The 15,153-nt window shown below is 38.5% G+C and carries 17 protein-coding genes, 1 tRNA gene, 1 pseudogene and 1 riboswitch; of the genes and pseudogenes, 16 read left to right on the forward strand and 3 right to left on the reverse strand.

Annotated features, from left to right (window positions below; genetic code table 11):
- Positions 1 to 27 precede the first annotated feature (27 nt).
- The 11 genes and pseudogenes from BK009_RS10215 to BK009_RS10265 all read left to right on the forward strand — a co-directional run.
- Positions 28 to 1,035: a sugar phosphate nucleotidyltransferase gene (locus BK009_RS10215; RefSeq protein ID WP_100905152.1), complete on the forward strand. Its 1,008-nt coding sequence runs from the start codon at positions 28 to 30 to the stop codon at positions 1,033 to 1,035.
- A 156-nt stretch (positions 1,036 to 1,191) separates the two neighbouring features.
- On the forward strand, positions 1,192 to 1,803 hold the full coding sequence (gene hisH / locus BK009_RS10220; RefSeq protein WP_100905153.1) for an imidazole glycerol phosphate synthase subunit HisH: 612 nt from the start codon (positions 1,192 to 1,194) through the stop codon (positions 1,801 to 1,803).
- A gap of 93 nt (positions 1,804 to 1,896) precedes the next feature.
- On the forward strand, positions 1,897 to 3,267 hold the full coding sequence (locus tag BK009_RS10225) for an AIR synthase-related protein (RefSeq protein ID WP_100909534.1): 1,371 nt from the start codon (positions 1,897 to 1,899) through the stop codon (positions 3,265 to 3,267).
- Between the two features lie 133 nt (positions 3,268 to 3,400).
- Positions 3,401 to 3,832 (forward strand): hypothetical protein, encoded by a 432-nt coding sequence (locus tag BK009_RS10230; RefSeq protein WP_100909535.1) that lies wholly within the window; start codon positions 3,401 to 3,403, stop codon positions 3,830 to 3,832.
- 245 nt (positions 3,833 to 4,077) lie between these two features.
- Complete coding sequence (locus tag BK009_RS10235) at positions 4,078 to 4,587, forward strand: phosphatase PAP2 family protein (RefSeq protein WP_236950977.1); 510 nt, start codon at positions 4,078 to 4,080, stop codon at positions 4,585 to 4,587.
- A gap of 129 nt (positions 4,588 to 4,716) precedes the next feature.
- The gene (locus BK009_RS10240; RefSeq protein WP_100907246.1) at positions 4,717 to 5,184 is read left to right on the forward strand and encodes an HIT family protein; all 468 of its coding nucleotides are present in this window, start codon (positions 4,717 to 4,719) and stop codon (positions 5,182 to 5,184) included.
- Between the two features lie 202 nt (positions 5,185 to 5,386).
- Positions 5,387 to 5,458: transfer RNA gene (locus tag BK009_RS10245), tRNA-Arg, on the forward strand.
- Between the two features lie 155 nt (positions 5,459 to 5,613).
- Positions 5,614 to 6,102: a helix-turn-helix domain-containing protein gene (locus BK009_RS10250; protein ID WP_157809727.1), complete on the forward strand. Its 489-nt coding sequence runs from the start codon at positions 5,614 to 5,616 to the stop codon at positions 6,100 to 6,102.
- Positions 6,103 to 6,365: 263 nt separating this feature from the next.
- Positions 6,366 to 6,923, forward strand: coding sequence for a transposase (locus BK009_RS10255; protein WP_100906223.1), 558 nt, complete (start codon positions 6,366 to 6,368; stop codon positions 6,921 to 6,923).
- Positions 6,924 to 7,013: 90 nt separating this feature from the next.
- Positions 7,014 to 7,472, forward strand: coding sequence for a transposase (locus BK009_RS10260; protein WP_100905792.1), 459 nt, complete (start codon positions 7,014 to 7,016; stop codon positions 7,470 to 7,472).
- Between the two features lie 13 nt (positions 7,473 to 7,485).
- A pseudogene (locus BK009_RS10265) lies at positions 7,486 to 7,905 on the forward strand (IS1595 family transposase); the annotation flags it as partial.
- Between the two features lie 115 nt (positions 7,906 to 8,020).
- On the opposite strand, the gene BK009_RS10270 reads toward BK009_RS10265, so the two are convergent.
- Entirely contained in the window at positions 8,021 to 8,914 is an 894-nt protein-coding gene (locus tag BK009_RS10270; protein WP_100905113.1) for a CBS domain-containing protein, read from the reverse strand.
- A 219-nt stretch (positions 8,915 to 9,133) separates the two neighbouring features.
- Positions 9,134 to 10,225, reverse strand: a complete 1,092-nt coding sequence (locus tag BK009_RS10275; protein ID WP_100905112.1) for a formate--phosphoribosylaminoimidazolecarboxamide ligase — start codon at positions 10,223 to 10,225, stop codon at positions 9,134 to 9,136.
- A gap of 300 nt (positions 10,226 to 10,525) precedes the next feature.
- A riboswitch (Fluoride riboswitch) is annotated at positions 10,526 to 10,586 on the forward strand.
- 326 nt (positions 10,587 to 10,912) lie between these two features.
- On the opposite strand from BK009_RS10275, the gene BK009_RS10280 reads away from it, so the two are divergent.
- From BK009_RS10280 to BK009_RS10300, 5 genes are all read left to right on the forward strand, one after another.
- On the forward strand, positions 10,913 to 11,575 hold the full coding sequence (locus BK009_RS10280) for a prenyltransferase/squalene oxidase repeat-containing protein (RefSeq protein ID WP_169923166.1): 663 nt from the start codon (positions 10,913 to 10,915) through the stop codon (positions 11,573 to 11,575).
- A 134-nt stretch (positions 11,576 to 11,709) separates the two neighbouring features.
- The gene (locus BK009_RS10285; RefSeq protein WP_100905110.1) at positions 11,710 to 12,228 is read left to right on the forward strand and encodes an inorganic diphosphatase; all 519 of its coding nucleotides are present in this window, start codon (positions 11,710 to 11,712) and stop codon (positions 12,226 to 12,228) included.
- A gap of 70 nt (positions 12,229 to 12,298) precedes the next feature.
- Positions 12,299 to 13,549 carry a phosphopyruvate hydratase gene (gene eno / locus BK009_RS10290; protein ID WP_100909538.1) on the forward strand — a complete coding sequence of 417 codons (1,251 nt, stop codon included), beginning with the start codon at positions 12,299 to 12,301 and terminating at the stop codon, positions 13,547 to 13,549.
- 118 nt (positions 13,550 to 13,667) lie between these two features.
- A complete protein-coding gene (locus tag BK009_RS10295; protein ID WP_335645305.1) occupies positions 13,668 to 14,150 on the forward strand; it encodes an inorganic diphosphatase in 483 nt (160 codons plus the stop codon).
- A gap of 87 nt (positions 14,151 to 14,237) precedes the next feature.
- Complete coding sequence (locus BK009_RS10300) at positions 14,238 to 14,513, forward strand: hypothetical protein (protein ID WP_100909540.1); 276 nt, start codon at positions 14,238 to 14,240, stop codon at positions 14,511 to 14,513.
- 71 nt (positions 14,514 to 14,584) lie between these two features.
- On the opposite strand, the gene BK009_RS10305 is transcribed toward BK009_RS10300, so the two are convergent.
- Positions 14,585 to 15,109 carry a beta-class carbonic anhydrase gene (locus tag BK009_RS10305; protein ID WP_100909541.1) on the reverse strand — a complete coding sequence of 175 codons (525 nt, stop codon included), beginning with the start codon at positions 15,107 to 15,109 and terminating at the stop codon, positions 14,585 to 14,587.
- Positions 15,110 to 15,153 lie beyond the last annotated feature (44 nt).

Here is a 15,153-nt window from a genome sequence, read left to right on the forward strand (position 1 = left end):
TTAAAGATGAAATAGTGGTGATGAATTATGACCAGTACAGTAGGTATGATACTCTGCGGAGGATTTGGAAAGAGATTACGACCACTCACCGAAAGGGTGCCCAAACCCCTCATTGAAATTAAAGAAGACTACACTATCCTGGATAAACAGCTTTTTGACTTTAAAAATGCAGGTGTTAACCAGGTTTTCCTCTTAACCGGTTTTTTAAGCGACAAAATACGGGAAAGATTCGGTGACGACTACATGGGCGTTAAAATAGAATACGTAGAGGAAGACAAACCCCTCGGAACTCTTAACGCCATAAGGTTGGGGATGGAAGCTGTTGGTCCGGGTAAACAATGTGTTATACGAAACGGTGACGTCGTCGCCGACTTAAACATTAAAAAAATGATTGAAAGTGGTGAAAAATCAGACCACCCTTTATCCATATTCATAACTCGTATGGTCTCCCCCTACGGCATAGTGGAAATCAGCGGTGATCGACTGGTATCTTTCAAGGAAAAACCAGTCCTGGACTATTACATTAACGGAGGAGTTTACTTCTCCAAAGGAGATATTGACTTCGGAGACTTTGATGTGGGAGACATTGAAAAAACCGTGTTCCCCATGTACGCCAAAAACAACCAGCTAGGCTACTACCAGGAAGACGGATTATTCTGGATGGCCATCGATACCTCCAAGGAACTGGAAGAAATTCGAAAAGAATATCAGAACCGGGAAGACAAACCCTGGGGATACGAGAAAATCCTGATAAACACCGAGAAATACCTGACCAAAGAATTATTCATCCGGGAAGGATACCAGACCTCCTACCACCACCACCCCCAGAAGGATGAAACTATGTACATCCTCAGTGGAGCCGGATACATAGAATTCGAGGACCGTAAAGAGTACTTTGGCAAAAACGACACCATCCGAATTAAACCACTTGAAAACCACACCATCGTGGCCATGGAAAACACAGTACTCCACGAAATATCCACACCACACCCTGACGACACCGTCCGTGTTAAGGACTACTACGACATCAGGTAATCCTATCTCTTTTTTAAAACAAAGGCGAGGAGTAAAAGGATAGTTCAACTCAGGATTAAAATATGATCTAATAAAAAAATTTACCCAAAATTCAAGGAAATAAATTATTTTAATCCGAGATTAATCAAGTAAACGTGTTTTTATTACCTGAAAATCATGATAGCTATTATTGACTACGGCAGCGGGAACCTGAAAAGCATTCGTAACGGATTCCACCGTATTGGTGCCCAGGCACTGGTAACTAATGATAAAAGGGAGTTAAAAAAGGCAGATGTAATGATCCTCCCTGGTGTGGGGGCCTTTGGAACTGCCATGGGAAACCTCAAAAAATACGAGGACATCATCCACCAGCACATCCAAGAGGAGAAACCATTTTTAGGCGTTTGTCTGGGTTTACAAGTGCTCTTCAGTGAGAGTGAGGAAAGTCCAGGAGTCAAGGGTTTGGATGTATTCTCCGGGAAAGTAGTACGCTTCCCTGAAACACTGCCTGCTGAAGGTCTTAAAATACCCCATATGGGCTGGAATAACCTCAATATAAAACGTGAATCTCCTTTACTGGAAGGTATAGGTAGTGATTACATGTACTTCGTCCACTCCTACCATGTGCACCCTGATAATGAGGGAGTGGTGGTGGCTACTGTAGATTACGGTGTGGAGGTACCCGCAGTGGTGGCCCAGGATAATGTATTCGCCACCCAGTTTCACCCTGAAAAAAGTGGAGAGGTAGGTCTAGAAATACTGAAAAACTTCCTTAAACAGGCTTTATAAATTATTTTTTAATCTCACATTCAGAAGATTAGCTTAATACAAAGAAAAAGTAACAAAAATATAAATATTAGTAATACTATAAGAGGTGTTAGTGTGGATATAGAAGGTTTCGCCAGGCGTGCCCTGGTAGATCACAGCGAAGAATCTGTACAAAAAAGCCTCCAGGAAAAAATCCTGGAATTTAAAGACATCAACCCAGTACAAGCCGGCCAGATGGCACAGGCCGTGCTGGATGAAGTCAAATACACCCTGAAAATCGAAGACCATCCTGATGAATCACTTAAAAACCTTATAAAATATCCTAAATCAGGAATCGGAATGGGCGAAATGGGTGTGGGTTCCCGTGGAGCAGGAGACTTCTTCGTACACCGTCAAATCGCTGAAATCGTTAAAAGCAGCCACACCAACGCCTTCATCAACCCCACAGCCCAGGATGACGGAGGAGTGGTTAAAGCAACAGCCGGAGCCGATGAAGTATACATCACCACAGCAGTGGATGGAATACACTCCCGGCTAAGCGAATACCCCTTCCTGGGAGGTTTCCATGTGGCCCGAGCCTCCATGCGGGATGTCTGCGTCATGGGATCCCAACCAGTGGCACTACTGAGCGACCTCCACCTGGCAGATGATGGAGAGGTGGCTAAACTCTTCGACTACACCGCCGGAGTATGCGCTGTTTCCGAACTCACCGGAGTTCCCCTGGTAGCAGGCAGCACACTACGTGTGGGTGGAGACATGGTCTTAGGAGACAGGCTGGTCAGTGCCGTGGGCTCAGTGGGAATATCCCCCCATCCCCCCACTGCCCGTAAACGGGCCGAAGCCGGGGATGTGATCCTCCTAACTGAAGGATCAGGCGGAGGAACCATAACCACCACTGCCCTCTACCACGGCCTCTTTGACGTGGTGTGGGAGACCATGGACATCAGCTTCATCCAGGCCTCCGAGGCCATACTGCAGGATGGCCTACTTCCAGAAGTCCATGCCATGACCGATGTGACCAACGGAGGACTCCGTGGCGATGCCCACGAGATATCCCAGACCACCGGCCTGGGAATGGCCTTCTGGGAGGATGAAATCAGGGCCCTGGTAAACCCCAAGGTACTGGAGATGCTGGAAAGCCTGGACATCGACCACTTGGGTGTTTCCGTGGATTCACTCATGATCGTGGCCCCGGAAGATGTGGCCAGCAAGGTGGAAAAGGTAGTTTCCAGTGCCGGAGTTCGGATTGGTAGGATCGGGGAAGTTGATGATACTGGAATCCCCCGCCTACTAACCGACCATGGTGAAGAGGAACTCAAACCCCTCTTCCGAGAGGCAGCCTACACCAAGATTAAAAAGATCGTTGGCGACTTGCAACCTGAAGACTTCGAGGAAATGAAGCAGAAAGTGGAAAGATCAGCACTGGAAGCCATTGCCAAGAAGGATGAAGTGGTAGCCCGTATAAAGGAAAGGCACGAGAATTAAGTGCTTTAATCCAATACCCATTCTATATCCATAGATAAAACTAATAATTCCCATAAAGGTAAGAGTTCCCTTAACATACCATAGTAGTTTTATCTTACATTCAATGGGATTAAACTAATTAATGTGAATATTTATGGATGAAAAAGGATTTGGATACACTCTAGATGCCGTACTGGCCATTATACCAGTTATGATTGTTCTTTTTGGGGTTAGTAACCTCGCTCTATCCCCTGAATCTCCCCTCCAGATCCATTCCTCCCAGAAAGCCCATGATACCATGGAGTTGATGGTTAACTACCGTGAAGGAAATGCCCTATCAGTTTTAGAAAAAATGTCTGCTATTCTCAATTCCGGGAATAATAGCCCAGCCAGCATAACCAGTGCTGGGGAGCTTGCCTCTGATTTTCTGGATAAAAACCTGGCAGGTAGTGAATACCTTTTAACTGAAGAAAGCCAGTTGGGTGGGAAAGCCCTGGCTGGTAGGATGGAATTGAAAAATACAGATAATGTGGCTACTGCCATCCGTAACTCGGGTAACTACACCTACCGGATTTACATAACCTGAAACCCCTAAATTTCCTAACCAGACCCTTAAGGGACTCACCTGACTCCTAAAAGAAAGATTTTATTAAGCAGTAGTTTTAAAGAGGATATACCACTGTAAACTTCTTATCCTCATGAAAAATATCTACCGGAAGGACATTTAATGCCCCTTTTTAATCTTTCTAATGAAAATACAACCCTGAAAGAAACCCTGGCCCATTTCATATCCGCTGTCAGCAACCCCCACTGGTTGCCATCCCAGTTTTTTTGGTTATTAACTACGTCCTACTTTATGGAGGTGACTGGTTATGGTTTTCAGGCCTTAGTATCTTATTTGTGAGCATTCTACCCATTATTACCAGTACATTATGGATAAAAAGGAAAGAACTGGAAGTGGATATGCCACAGAGGGAGGACCGGATTTACCCCCTTTTAATGGTGATCCTATCCTACATCATAGGGGTGATGGTTCTATACACTCTTGGAGCACCCACACTAATCACCACTTTAATGATCTGCTACCTTAACAACACCGTAGTCGTGCTCTTGTTCAGTCTTTACTGGAAGATCAGCCTACACGCCATGGGCATGACTGGTCCGGCAACTGCAATCATCTATCTTTTCGGATGGACCGGGCTTATCTTCAGTTTACTGGTGCCCCTGGTTCTTTGGAGTAGATTACACCTTAAAAGACACACCCCGGCACAGTTAATTGTAGGAACGGTGCTGGGTTACTTGTTAACAGCAGCCCAGATTTACCTGTTAATGGGATTATAGAACTGTTAATGGGATTATAAAAAAGAGAATTATGAAAAGTAATTCTAATAATCAGTTATTCATAAATACTTAAATCGAGTCAACCAATGAACCATATCATCCAATTTTAACTAGAGAATGGGGTTTTAGATGGAATGTGAGTATTTTGAAAAATTAAAGGATCATCAGTTTGGTGAATTACTGGCTGAGACTGATCACTGGCTAATTATCTTGGCCCCAGACCAGAGGAACCTGGGAACCTGTGTTGTAGCCCTTAAAAGGGATGAAACTGAGCTTTCTGGTTTGAAGGATAGTGAATGGGATGATTTGGCCAGAGTGGTTAAGAAATTGGAGTCCGCTATTAGGAAAGCCTTTAATCCCACCCATTTCAATTGGGGTTGTTTGATGAACTCCTCCTACCGGGAGGATCCTCCCTGCCCCCACCTGCACTGGCATTTCATCCCCCGTTACCAGGAGCCAGTTGAATTTAGGGGAGAAAGATTTGATGATCCCTGTTTCGGCATGAGCACCATGCATGACCGTAGGAAAATGGTTCCCCTTTCCGATGAATTTAAAAATGCTATAAAAATTAAAATTCTGGAAAATCTGGAGATATGAAGAGTATTTTCAGCTTTATTATTTGCATTAGATGATTAATAGTTATCCAACTAAAGTAAACCATCCCACTAATGAGATCTTCTTTCAGATGATGATCAATATCTTGTTTAAAATTCTAAAACAAAACTTAAATACATAAAAAATCAATTGAGTATAAGTTCCAACAAATGTTGGGATCAAAAACTACTGTTTTGTATATATTGCCCTGATAGTGTAGTGGATATCACTTAGGATTGCGGATCCTATAACCCGGGTTCAAGTCCCGGTCAGGGCATATTATTTATTTTAGATTTAATCATTCAAATAAAAGAAATTTACATAAGATTAGATTTTTTTTCATCTAATTTTCATCTTTGGTTTGTTCAAGAATTTTTATGATAGTTAACGACATAGAAAATTTTATATATGGTGGGTTTTATATTTATTTATATGAATAGAAAGCCAACTATAAATAAGGATTTTACGAGTGTTGAAGAGCTTCAAATTAGAATAAAGAAGTTGGAACAGGATGTAAAAGTTTTAAACAAGTTGTATTTCATAAATGATATTTATCATGATGTTTCTATCACAGAATCTTGTAAAAAACTGGGAATTACAAGAGTTACTGGGCATAATTGGTTAAATCAATGGAATGAAGGTGGATATGATTCTTTAGACAGAAAATCTGGTAGTGGGGGTCAATCGAAACTTACTCCTGAGCAAAAAAAAGAATTATCTGAAATTATCATTGATAATAAGATTTATAGCTCTAAACAGGTTTTAGAATTAATAAAAGAAAAATTTAATGTTGAATACAGTATTAGACAGGTGGAAAGAATTTTAAGAGATTTAAAATTTGGATATGGTAAACCTTATACGATATATTCAAAAATGCCAGAAGATGCTGAAGAATCACTTAAAAAAAACTTCAAGGAATAAATCTTGAAAATAGCATAATTGGATTTTTAGATCAGACAGCATGCCAAAATATTGGTAATTCAGGCCGTATTTGGTATAAAAAAAGAACTAAAAACATTTTAAAGAAAAATCCAGATAAATTTTCAGTTACAGGAATAGGATTCCAGTCAGCAAACGGCAAATCATTAATAGACTTTCCCAAAGGATCTAAAACATTTGATTTTATCAATTTTCTAGTTAAAATTAGAATTCAAAACTCAAACAACCCATATTGCAAATCTAAATTGAATTCCATTTTAAATAATATTAACATTGATGAAACACATCTAAAAACGCTTTTAGAAGCAGATTTCCATGATAAAACTGAATTTAAACATATTATTGACGATTTTTTCACACCTCAAAAAGATTTAAATATCGAACAAATCAAGAAAAAAATGAGGATTATCTTAGAAAATGAAAATAAAAAGAATCAAAGAATAATTGACAAATTACAAAGGGAAAATATTGTTAAAAATTTAGAAAACTCTGAAATTATAAGTCAATTAAAAAAAGAAACAAAAATTGTAATAATTTTAGACAATTATCCAGTTCATAAAGCACAATTAGCTAAAAAAGCTTGTGAAATCCTTAATATCCAATTAATACTTTTACCCCCATATTCTCCAAAACTAAATCCTATAGAACAAGTTTGGAGAATAATAAAACGTGAACTGTCTAAAATCTATATAAAAGATGAAACATTCTTAATTCAAAAATTTAAATCTTACTACAATGAAATAGTCGGAAATGAAACATTATACGAAGGATGGATAAAAAAAATTATAAAAACAAATTGTTAAATTTTTAATGTCGTAGACAATAATTAATTTTCGCTCATCTCCCGGAAAGTGTACAAAGGTATATGTAGTTTGCAGTTCAAATAATAATGTATGAAAGATCGAAGTTTAGCATGCGAGTTGTCGGTTCCGGACGATGATAAAGCTTTACAGGTTTTCAGATGCATAAGATGGTCTGATGGGGTTTATTGTCCGAAATGCAAGTCTTTTGAAGTGTACAATCGCGGATATTTGAATAAAACTCACATTAAGCGATATTCTTGTAAGACTTGCGGGAAAAATTTCACTGACTTTACTGGAACCATTTTTTCCAACAAAAAATTACCTCTGGGTGATATGTTCTACATAATCCTGAACTTAGATAAAAAAAGCATTAAACGTTTAGCTGATGAATCAGGACATAAATGGGACAGCGTTTATAGATTAGCTCAGGAGTTCAGGGAATGTTTGGTTGATGAAGCCAAAGATCCAGTTTTGTCAGGGGAAATTGAATTTGATGAAATGTACCAATCAGCAGGCACCAAAGGTTTAAAAAAAACATCCGAGAACTAGAGGACTTAAACAACGTGGAAGAGGCACTTATGATAAAGATAAGCCCCCAATAATCTCCATGATTGAAAGAGGAAGTCGAAACACCATTTTGGTTGTTGAAAAGAACCTTTCCAAGGTTTTAATACATAGAAAGATAGAAACTCACTGTAATGGGTCCATTAAGGCCTTTACGGATGACTATACAATTTACAGTGGACTAGAAGAACATCCGCAGGTCATAGAACACCATATAATCAACCATTCTGCAAAAGAATATGCTGATGGTGACAATCACGTGAACAACTGTGAAAACCGACATTCACTAATAAGGCCCTATTTGAACATTTTTAGAGGCATATCCAAGAAAAAGCTAAACACCTATGTAAAATTTTATCAATTCACTTTCAACAATGGAATAAACTGGTTTCAAAAAGCACTTGCAACCATTTTATAAAAATGTACACTTACAGGGAGATGAGCGTTAATTTTTTATTAATAAATCTAAAAATTAATATTCATTTTAATGAGCTATTCATAAAAAGAGTGGATAGTAAATAAATGGGACATATTTAAGAAGTTAAATATTTCAAACCAGCTATCTGGTTTAAAATATCGGTTTTGGTTAAAATTCCAATGGGTTTGTCCTTTTCATCAGTAATGATGAGACGTCCAATTTTGTTTTTATTCATAATCTGAATGGCTTCTGATATCATAACATCCTGTTTAACGGTTATTATATATTTAGACATCAGATTGGTTATTTTAAGATCCTTTTCTTCATTGGCAATGGCTTTGGTAATGTCAATGAGAGTTAGTATTCCTATAACTGTATCATTTTCAATTACCGGGGCTCCGTCTATTCCATTGTTAGATAGTATCCATGCTGCTTCTTTTATATCCATATGGGGTTCCAGAGTTATAAGATCCTGGCTGGCTATTTCCATCACTGATTTATGGGGGATGCTTCGTATATCCCTAACATCCAGGAGCAAAACACCATCCATATCATCTCTTCCAACAATAATCCCATTTACCACAAGTTTATTCACAGGACTGGGTCCAACTCTTATTTTATCTCCCAGATCAAGTTGTTTGATATCTCCCATGACCTTTATGGTTGCTTCACACTCTCCTGGTTGGGGGAGGCTGGTGAATTCAATTTTGGTTACAGTTAAGTTTTCCACCTGTTTATCTTTTTTAAACAAAGGTACAGTTTCTTCTTCATCAGCAGCACTGATATTTAACGCATGATATGCCTCTATTGTTGGCTTATACCCTCCTCTAGGTCCAGGAACACCTTTCACGATCCCCATACTTCTTAAGGATTGCATTTGATTTCTTATGGTCCCAGGATTCCGCTTCATAATCGCGGCTATATTCTCTCCTTTAATGGGCATATAATTAGATTTGCTATATAGATCAATCAAAACTTGCAATATTTCTTTTTGGACGGTTGTGAGCAATAAAACACCTTCTGATTGGTTATTATTATTGTAAGGAATAATAATACTGGATGTTATTGGAAGAGTATCAACCTATAATAATCCTGGTATTAAACCGGATCCAATGGGGATGGAAGTCCTATTTATTCTTAAATATTATTTGTTTAGGGCGCGTTGTATTTTTTTCAATTTATAAGGTGGTAAACACGTATAAAAAAAATGAAAAGGGTATAAAGAGTATCAGGTTATGATCTCTTCTAACCGGTCATCGGCAATACCCTTTTTGATTTCTAGCGCCATTCTGCGTCCCATACTTAATGGTTCTCCATAATAGAGGTAGCTGTAGGAAGATCCGTTCATAAAGGTGTTGGTTCCACCGTCGGAACGGGCACTCATTTCAAATACTACTACTTCAAGGTCATCATTAACCAGAGTTTGCATGCAGAAAGGACCGTTAAATCCTGGTGGTACTAATCCTTTAGCACCTTCGGTGATCTTGTCACCAATATCAAATACCTGTGGCAGTAAAGATTCTCTCATAACTACGGGATGGTTACCAGTTATCACGTAGGATGGATCTGCACCTATATCTAGCTGGTCTTTGGCAGGTACTCTGGTTAAACCATCTATGGTAGATTCATATCTGCTATCAATTCCTAAAAGTTCCACTTCATCTTTTAATCCTGAGAAGAAGTAATGAATACAGTAGTTACATCCTAAAACGTATTCTTCAATGTGTGCCTCTTTTATATCTTCGTCTTCGATCCATTTTCTTTCCAGCATGGCCTCAATTTTCTGGTCGAATTCCTCAGTTGAGTTGGCAACGAAGTATCCTCGCCCTCCTCTTGCTCCGGGGAATTTTACCATAACGGTGCCATCGATTTTTGAAGGGTTGGTTATCTTTTTAGGAATTCTAACTCCGGACTCGGTCATCAATTTTCTTTCCAGATCCCTTTCAGCTTCCCATCGTAGAATGTCCCTGTTTCCAAACATGGGGACGTTAAAAATAGTTTCAATATTGTCTAGTCCAGCATAGGCCACGAAAGATCCGTGGGGGAATACTATACTATTTAAATCCCTTAACTCGTCCTGGACTTCATCATTAATTATGTCACTAAATTTGTCAACCATAATGTATTCATCAGCAACATTAAATCTTTTGTATGGAACTTCCCGTCCTTTTTCACATACTACTGCCGTCTTGAATCCCTCTGCTTTTGCTCCCTGAAACATATGCAGGGAGGAATGACTTCCTAAAGTTGCAATAGTTATGTCTTCCTTATCATACCCATCCAAAACATCCAGAATTTCCTGCCGGTCTATTTTACTCATTTGCTAAATCCCTCCGCATGTTAATAAATATCTGGTTAAATTAACATGGTCAAGTTCTGATAGTTATCTTTTTCGTCTTGATTTTTGTTTTGAAGGGTAAGTGGTGTAGCAATACATGTATAATTAATCCTTTTTTAAAGTTTTAAAAATGGAAAATAAGATATTTAAGTTCTGTAAATTAAATTTCAAGTGTTTATTTATTTCTTACTCCCGCGGTATTTGAGTATTAATGATTAAAATTGTGGGGCTATGTTTTTAATGTGGATCAGAAATGTTTTTATATCCCCTGTGTTAATAGTGATTTATGTAGGTGATGGGTTCCACCTTATAACCGCGAAGTGCTGATGATCCCTGTAACTAAAAAATATGTGGAGGAATCATAGTTGCAAGCGGAGACAAACTCATTTATGAAAACTATTTTTTCATGCAATGCTAATCACCCTGGGTCTATTTTGATTTTAGAGCAATCAGAATTAATAAAATCCATTTCAGGGACATATTTCCAGAATTTATTTAAGTTCTTTCCCGCCATGAATCACTTACTAAATTCATGTTAAGGTGATTTAAATTCTAGGCCAGGTTTTAAAGTTTGTCCAGAAAAGAGAACATCCTGAAGGTGGATTTACTCTCTATGAGGGGATTCCTGACACTAAGAACACGTACTACGGTGTTAAGATTCTTGAAATGGTGGATGACGAACCTCAAAATAAGGAAAATACAATTAAATGGATAGAAAACTTACAAGAAGGAAGACAATACGGTACCCGGGGAATTTTTTACAGGGTAAACATTCTGGATTCATTTAAAAGAAATCCAAATTTTCCTCAAAAATATATTAATAAATTTTTAGAGCGATACAGGACTTCTAATCTGGAAATAATTTATTTGATGACTAATGTCCTGAGAATTGTGGGGATTGAATTACCAAAATATATTATTGAATGTGTATTGGCTTTCCAAAATGAGGATGGGGGATTTGGGAGATATAGATCTGATATAATGTCGACCTATTATGCTCTGGAAACGTTGAACCTCATTAACCCTGATTTAATAACTTCACAAGATAAGATAATGGATTTCGCTGCGAATTGCCAGACTGATGAAGGGATTTTTGCTTACACGCCCTTAAGTTACCCTCCCTATATTGAAAGCATATATGCGGGGATCAGAATCTATGAAATCCTTGCTTATCCTCTCGATCACTGGTCAAACCGTGATGAAGTCCTTAATTTTGTATTAAAACTTCAAAATGCAGATGGAGGGTTCAGGAGATCATACTTTATCGGGATATCAGAGCTTGAATATGTTTACCGGGCTTTGTATATTCTAAAAAGCTTACATTACTTCTGATCTTGCCTGTGAATTTCTTCACCTTATTGAGATATGAATAACGACAATTTATTCACCATATCCCATTTAATACTTTAAAAAAACTTTAAAATTCGTTAATTTCAATAAAATATTCAAAAAAAGGAGATGATATAATGAATTTGTGGAAAGATATTAAACCAGGACCCAATGCACCTGAAGTGGTGTACGCAGTAATTGAGATACCCAAGGGTTCACGGAACAAATATGAATATGACAAGGATAAAGAGGCTTTTGCTCTGGACAGGGTTCTGTCATCACCATTCTTTTATCCTGGAGAGTACGGTATAATCCCTCAAACTCTCTATGATGATGGGGATCCCATGGATATACTGGTAATTATGGATCAACCAACCTTTCCGGGATGTGTAATTGAAAGCCGGCCAATTGGACTCCTAAAAATGATCGATGGTGGGGAACAGGATGACAAGATATTGGCAGTACCTGTGGATGACCCTAAATCCAATCACATAAAAACCATCGACGACCTTCCAGAATCACTCCTTAACGAGATTGTTCACTTCTTCCAGGAATACAAACGACTTGAAGGAAAAACCACTGAAGTATTAGGCTGGGAAGATTACAAAGAAGCATTGAAGGTAGTCGAACATTCAATTATGCTTTATAAAGAATAATATTGAAAGAAAAGATTTTCGGTCAATCGAATTCTAGAATTAAGTTAGATCCAAAGGGAGTGGTGTTTCAATGAATAGTGTAATTGAAGATGTAAACATAAGGAAAATTTCAGATAGCCGTGGAAATCCCACCCTGGAAGTGGATATTTTAACTACCACTGGGCATGGCAGGGTCGCCGCCCCAAGTGGTGCCAGTACCGGAGAACTTGAAGTGGCTTCCTTTCCAGAAGAGGGTGTCGACCATGTTATAACTGAATTTGGCAATAAAATTGTTTCTGAACTGATTGGACTTGATGCCAGTGAAGGTATATACATAGACCAAATATTAAAGGAGATGGATGGCACTGAAAATCTTTCATCTTTAGGTGGTAACACCATTGTAGCCATTTCCCTGGCAGCTGCCAAGGCAGCATCATCGTCCCACGGCCTACCACTCTACCGGTTCCTGGGAGGTAACATGGTTGAGGAAATACCATACCCTCTGGGGAACATGATCAATGGAGGAGCACACGCTGGCAAAAACGCTCCAGACATACAGGAGTTTTTAGTAGTTCCGGTGGGTGCAGACAATATCACTGATGCTATTTTTGCCAATTCAAAGGTTCACAAGAGAATAGGGGAACTGATAAAAGTTAAAGACAAATCATTCACCGGTGGAAAGGGAGATGAAGGTGGATGGGCTCCTAACCTGTCAAATTATGATGCACTAGAAATCCAAGCTCAGGCCTGTGAAGATGTTAGCAACGAATTAGATTTCATTATTCGCCCATCTCTTGATCTGGCACCCAGTGGACTTTGGGATAATGGAAAAGAAGTATATGTTTATGGAAGAGAAGGAGTGGAAAGAAACACCGGTGAACAGATAGATTTTGTTAAAGAAATCATCGAAACCTATAAAATGTTCTTTGTGGAGGATCCACTGCATGAAAAGGATTTCGCTGGTTTCGCTGAGTTAACCCGTAAAATCGGTAGAAAATGTCTAATCTGTGGGGATGACATTTTCGTAACCAATAGGAATATACTGGAAGAGGGAATCAGGATGGGTGCCGCAAACTCTATAATCATCAAACCCAACCAGATTGGAACGCTAAGTGATACTTATGAAACTGTTAAACTGGCTAAATCAAATAATTATGTGCCAGTGGTGTCCCATCGATCTGGTGAAACAACTGATGAAACCATAGCTCATCTGGCAGTGGCATTCTCCTGCCCACTCATTAAAACCGGAGCACTGGGTGGGGAAAGAATAGCCAAACTCAACGAACTGATCCGAATTGAAGAACAGATGCTATGTCCTTCCATGGCACGATTAAATAAATAATTTAACAAACAACCTGAAAAACTTAAGAGAACTGTTTCAGGAGGAATAATTTCTGAATCTCTGGAATGACATCCCAACCAGGGCCAGCGGTCCAAAAACGATAAACGTAGTTGTTGAAATCCCTAAGGGTTCCCAAAACATATATGAATACGATAAGGAAAAGGAATTCTTTGCATTTCGTGGTGTTTCATCATTCCTCCCCTATCCTACGAATTATGGTATGATCCCCCAAACAATGGGAGGTGATGATAATCCCCTCGATGTTTTGGTTATTATGGATCAACCAACCTTCCCTGGATGTGTTATTGAATGCAGGCCCATTGCAGTGATGAGGATGAGAGATGGTAAGGATAGGGATGATAAAATATTGAGTGTACCTTTATCTAACCCTCAGTTCAAGGAAATAAAAGATTTAATGGATGTTCCTCCCCTTTTTTTAGATGAACTAACACATTTTTTTCAGGAATTTGGTAAATTAGTGGGCAAAAACACCCATGTAATAAATTGGGAAAATGATAAAAACGCATTAAGAACTATAGAACGTGGAAAAGATCTTTATAAACAAATGTTAACCATAAAATCTCTATTTCTCCTGGATTAATTATTCCACACGTAAACGTGAATATTAAGCCTTTACTCATAATTCATTTATTAATAAATTTGATATTTGCTCGTAGTCGGCGATAGAATGAAAATTAATTGGGATAAAGAGCCTCAAAAACGAGAAGAAATTATTGTCGCAGCATATATTGAAGACAAGATAATCATACTTGGAAACTTACTGGATTTATATGCTCAGGAAAATTTATTAACCATTTCTTGGACTCCTAATCCATTAAATGGTAATTATTATACCTATGAACTTAAATATCACCGGCATAGAGAAAAATACCTAATTAACATATGGAAAGGAGTAAGGACTGGTGATGCGCTGCCTATTCTGTATGGGGATATTCAATTTTGATAAGTGATTTACTCTTAAATTAAACTAATTGAAATAGAAAAATAAAAAAATAAGAAAATAGGATATCAGTTTTATCCTTCAACTAAAACTTTTAATTTACCATCATAGAGGTCAATTATAAGACCATGGATTGGCACATCATCTGGAATAAATGGTGATTCCTTTATTTTTTCCACCACTACCATCACATTCTCTTCTTCTCCATCAATTGCCCCTATCCAATCTTTAAGATTTACCTCAGAAAGTGCTTTTTCATCCACACCCCTGGTCTTCATATTGGCTTCCAGTTTTTCCGGGTCAACATTGGCCATCCCACAGTCGTAATGACCAATTACCATTACTTCTTCCACCCCCAGAGCGTGGATGGCTGCGGCCACAGATCGGATCACATCCCGGTCAACTGCAGTATTCCCTGCATTTTTGATTATCTTGGCATCTCCTCTTTCAATTCCAATTGCAGGTTCCAAAAACCCGGTAAGCCGGGTGTCCATACAAGTCACAATGGCCAATTTCTTTTGGGGCATGTGACTCATTTTTTTAGGTTCGAAATCTTTAACAAACTCTTCATTAGCTTTTAATACTTCATCAAGCATCATTTTTATCACCATAACATTTGAGTAAGCTATCAAAGTTAGAGATT

The organism is Methanobacterium subterraneum, from assembly GCF_002813695.1.
In the GTDB taxonomy this organism is placed as follows: Archaea; Methanobacteriota; Methanobacteria; order Methanobacteriales; family Methanobacteriaceae; genus Methanobacterium; species Methanobacterium subterraneum.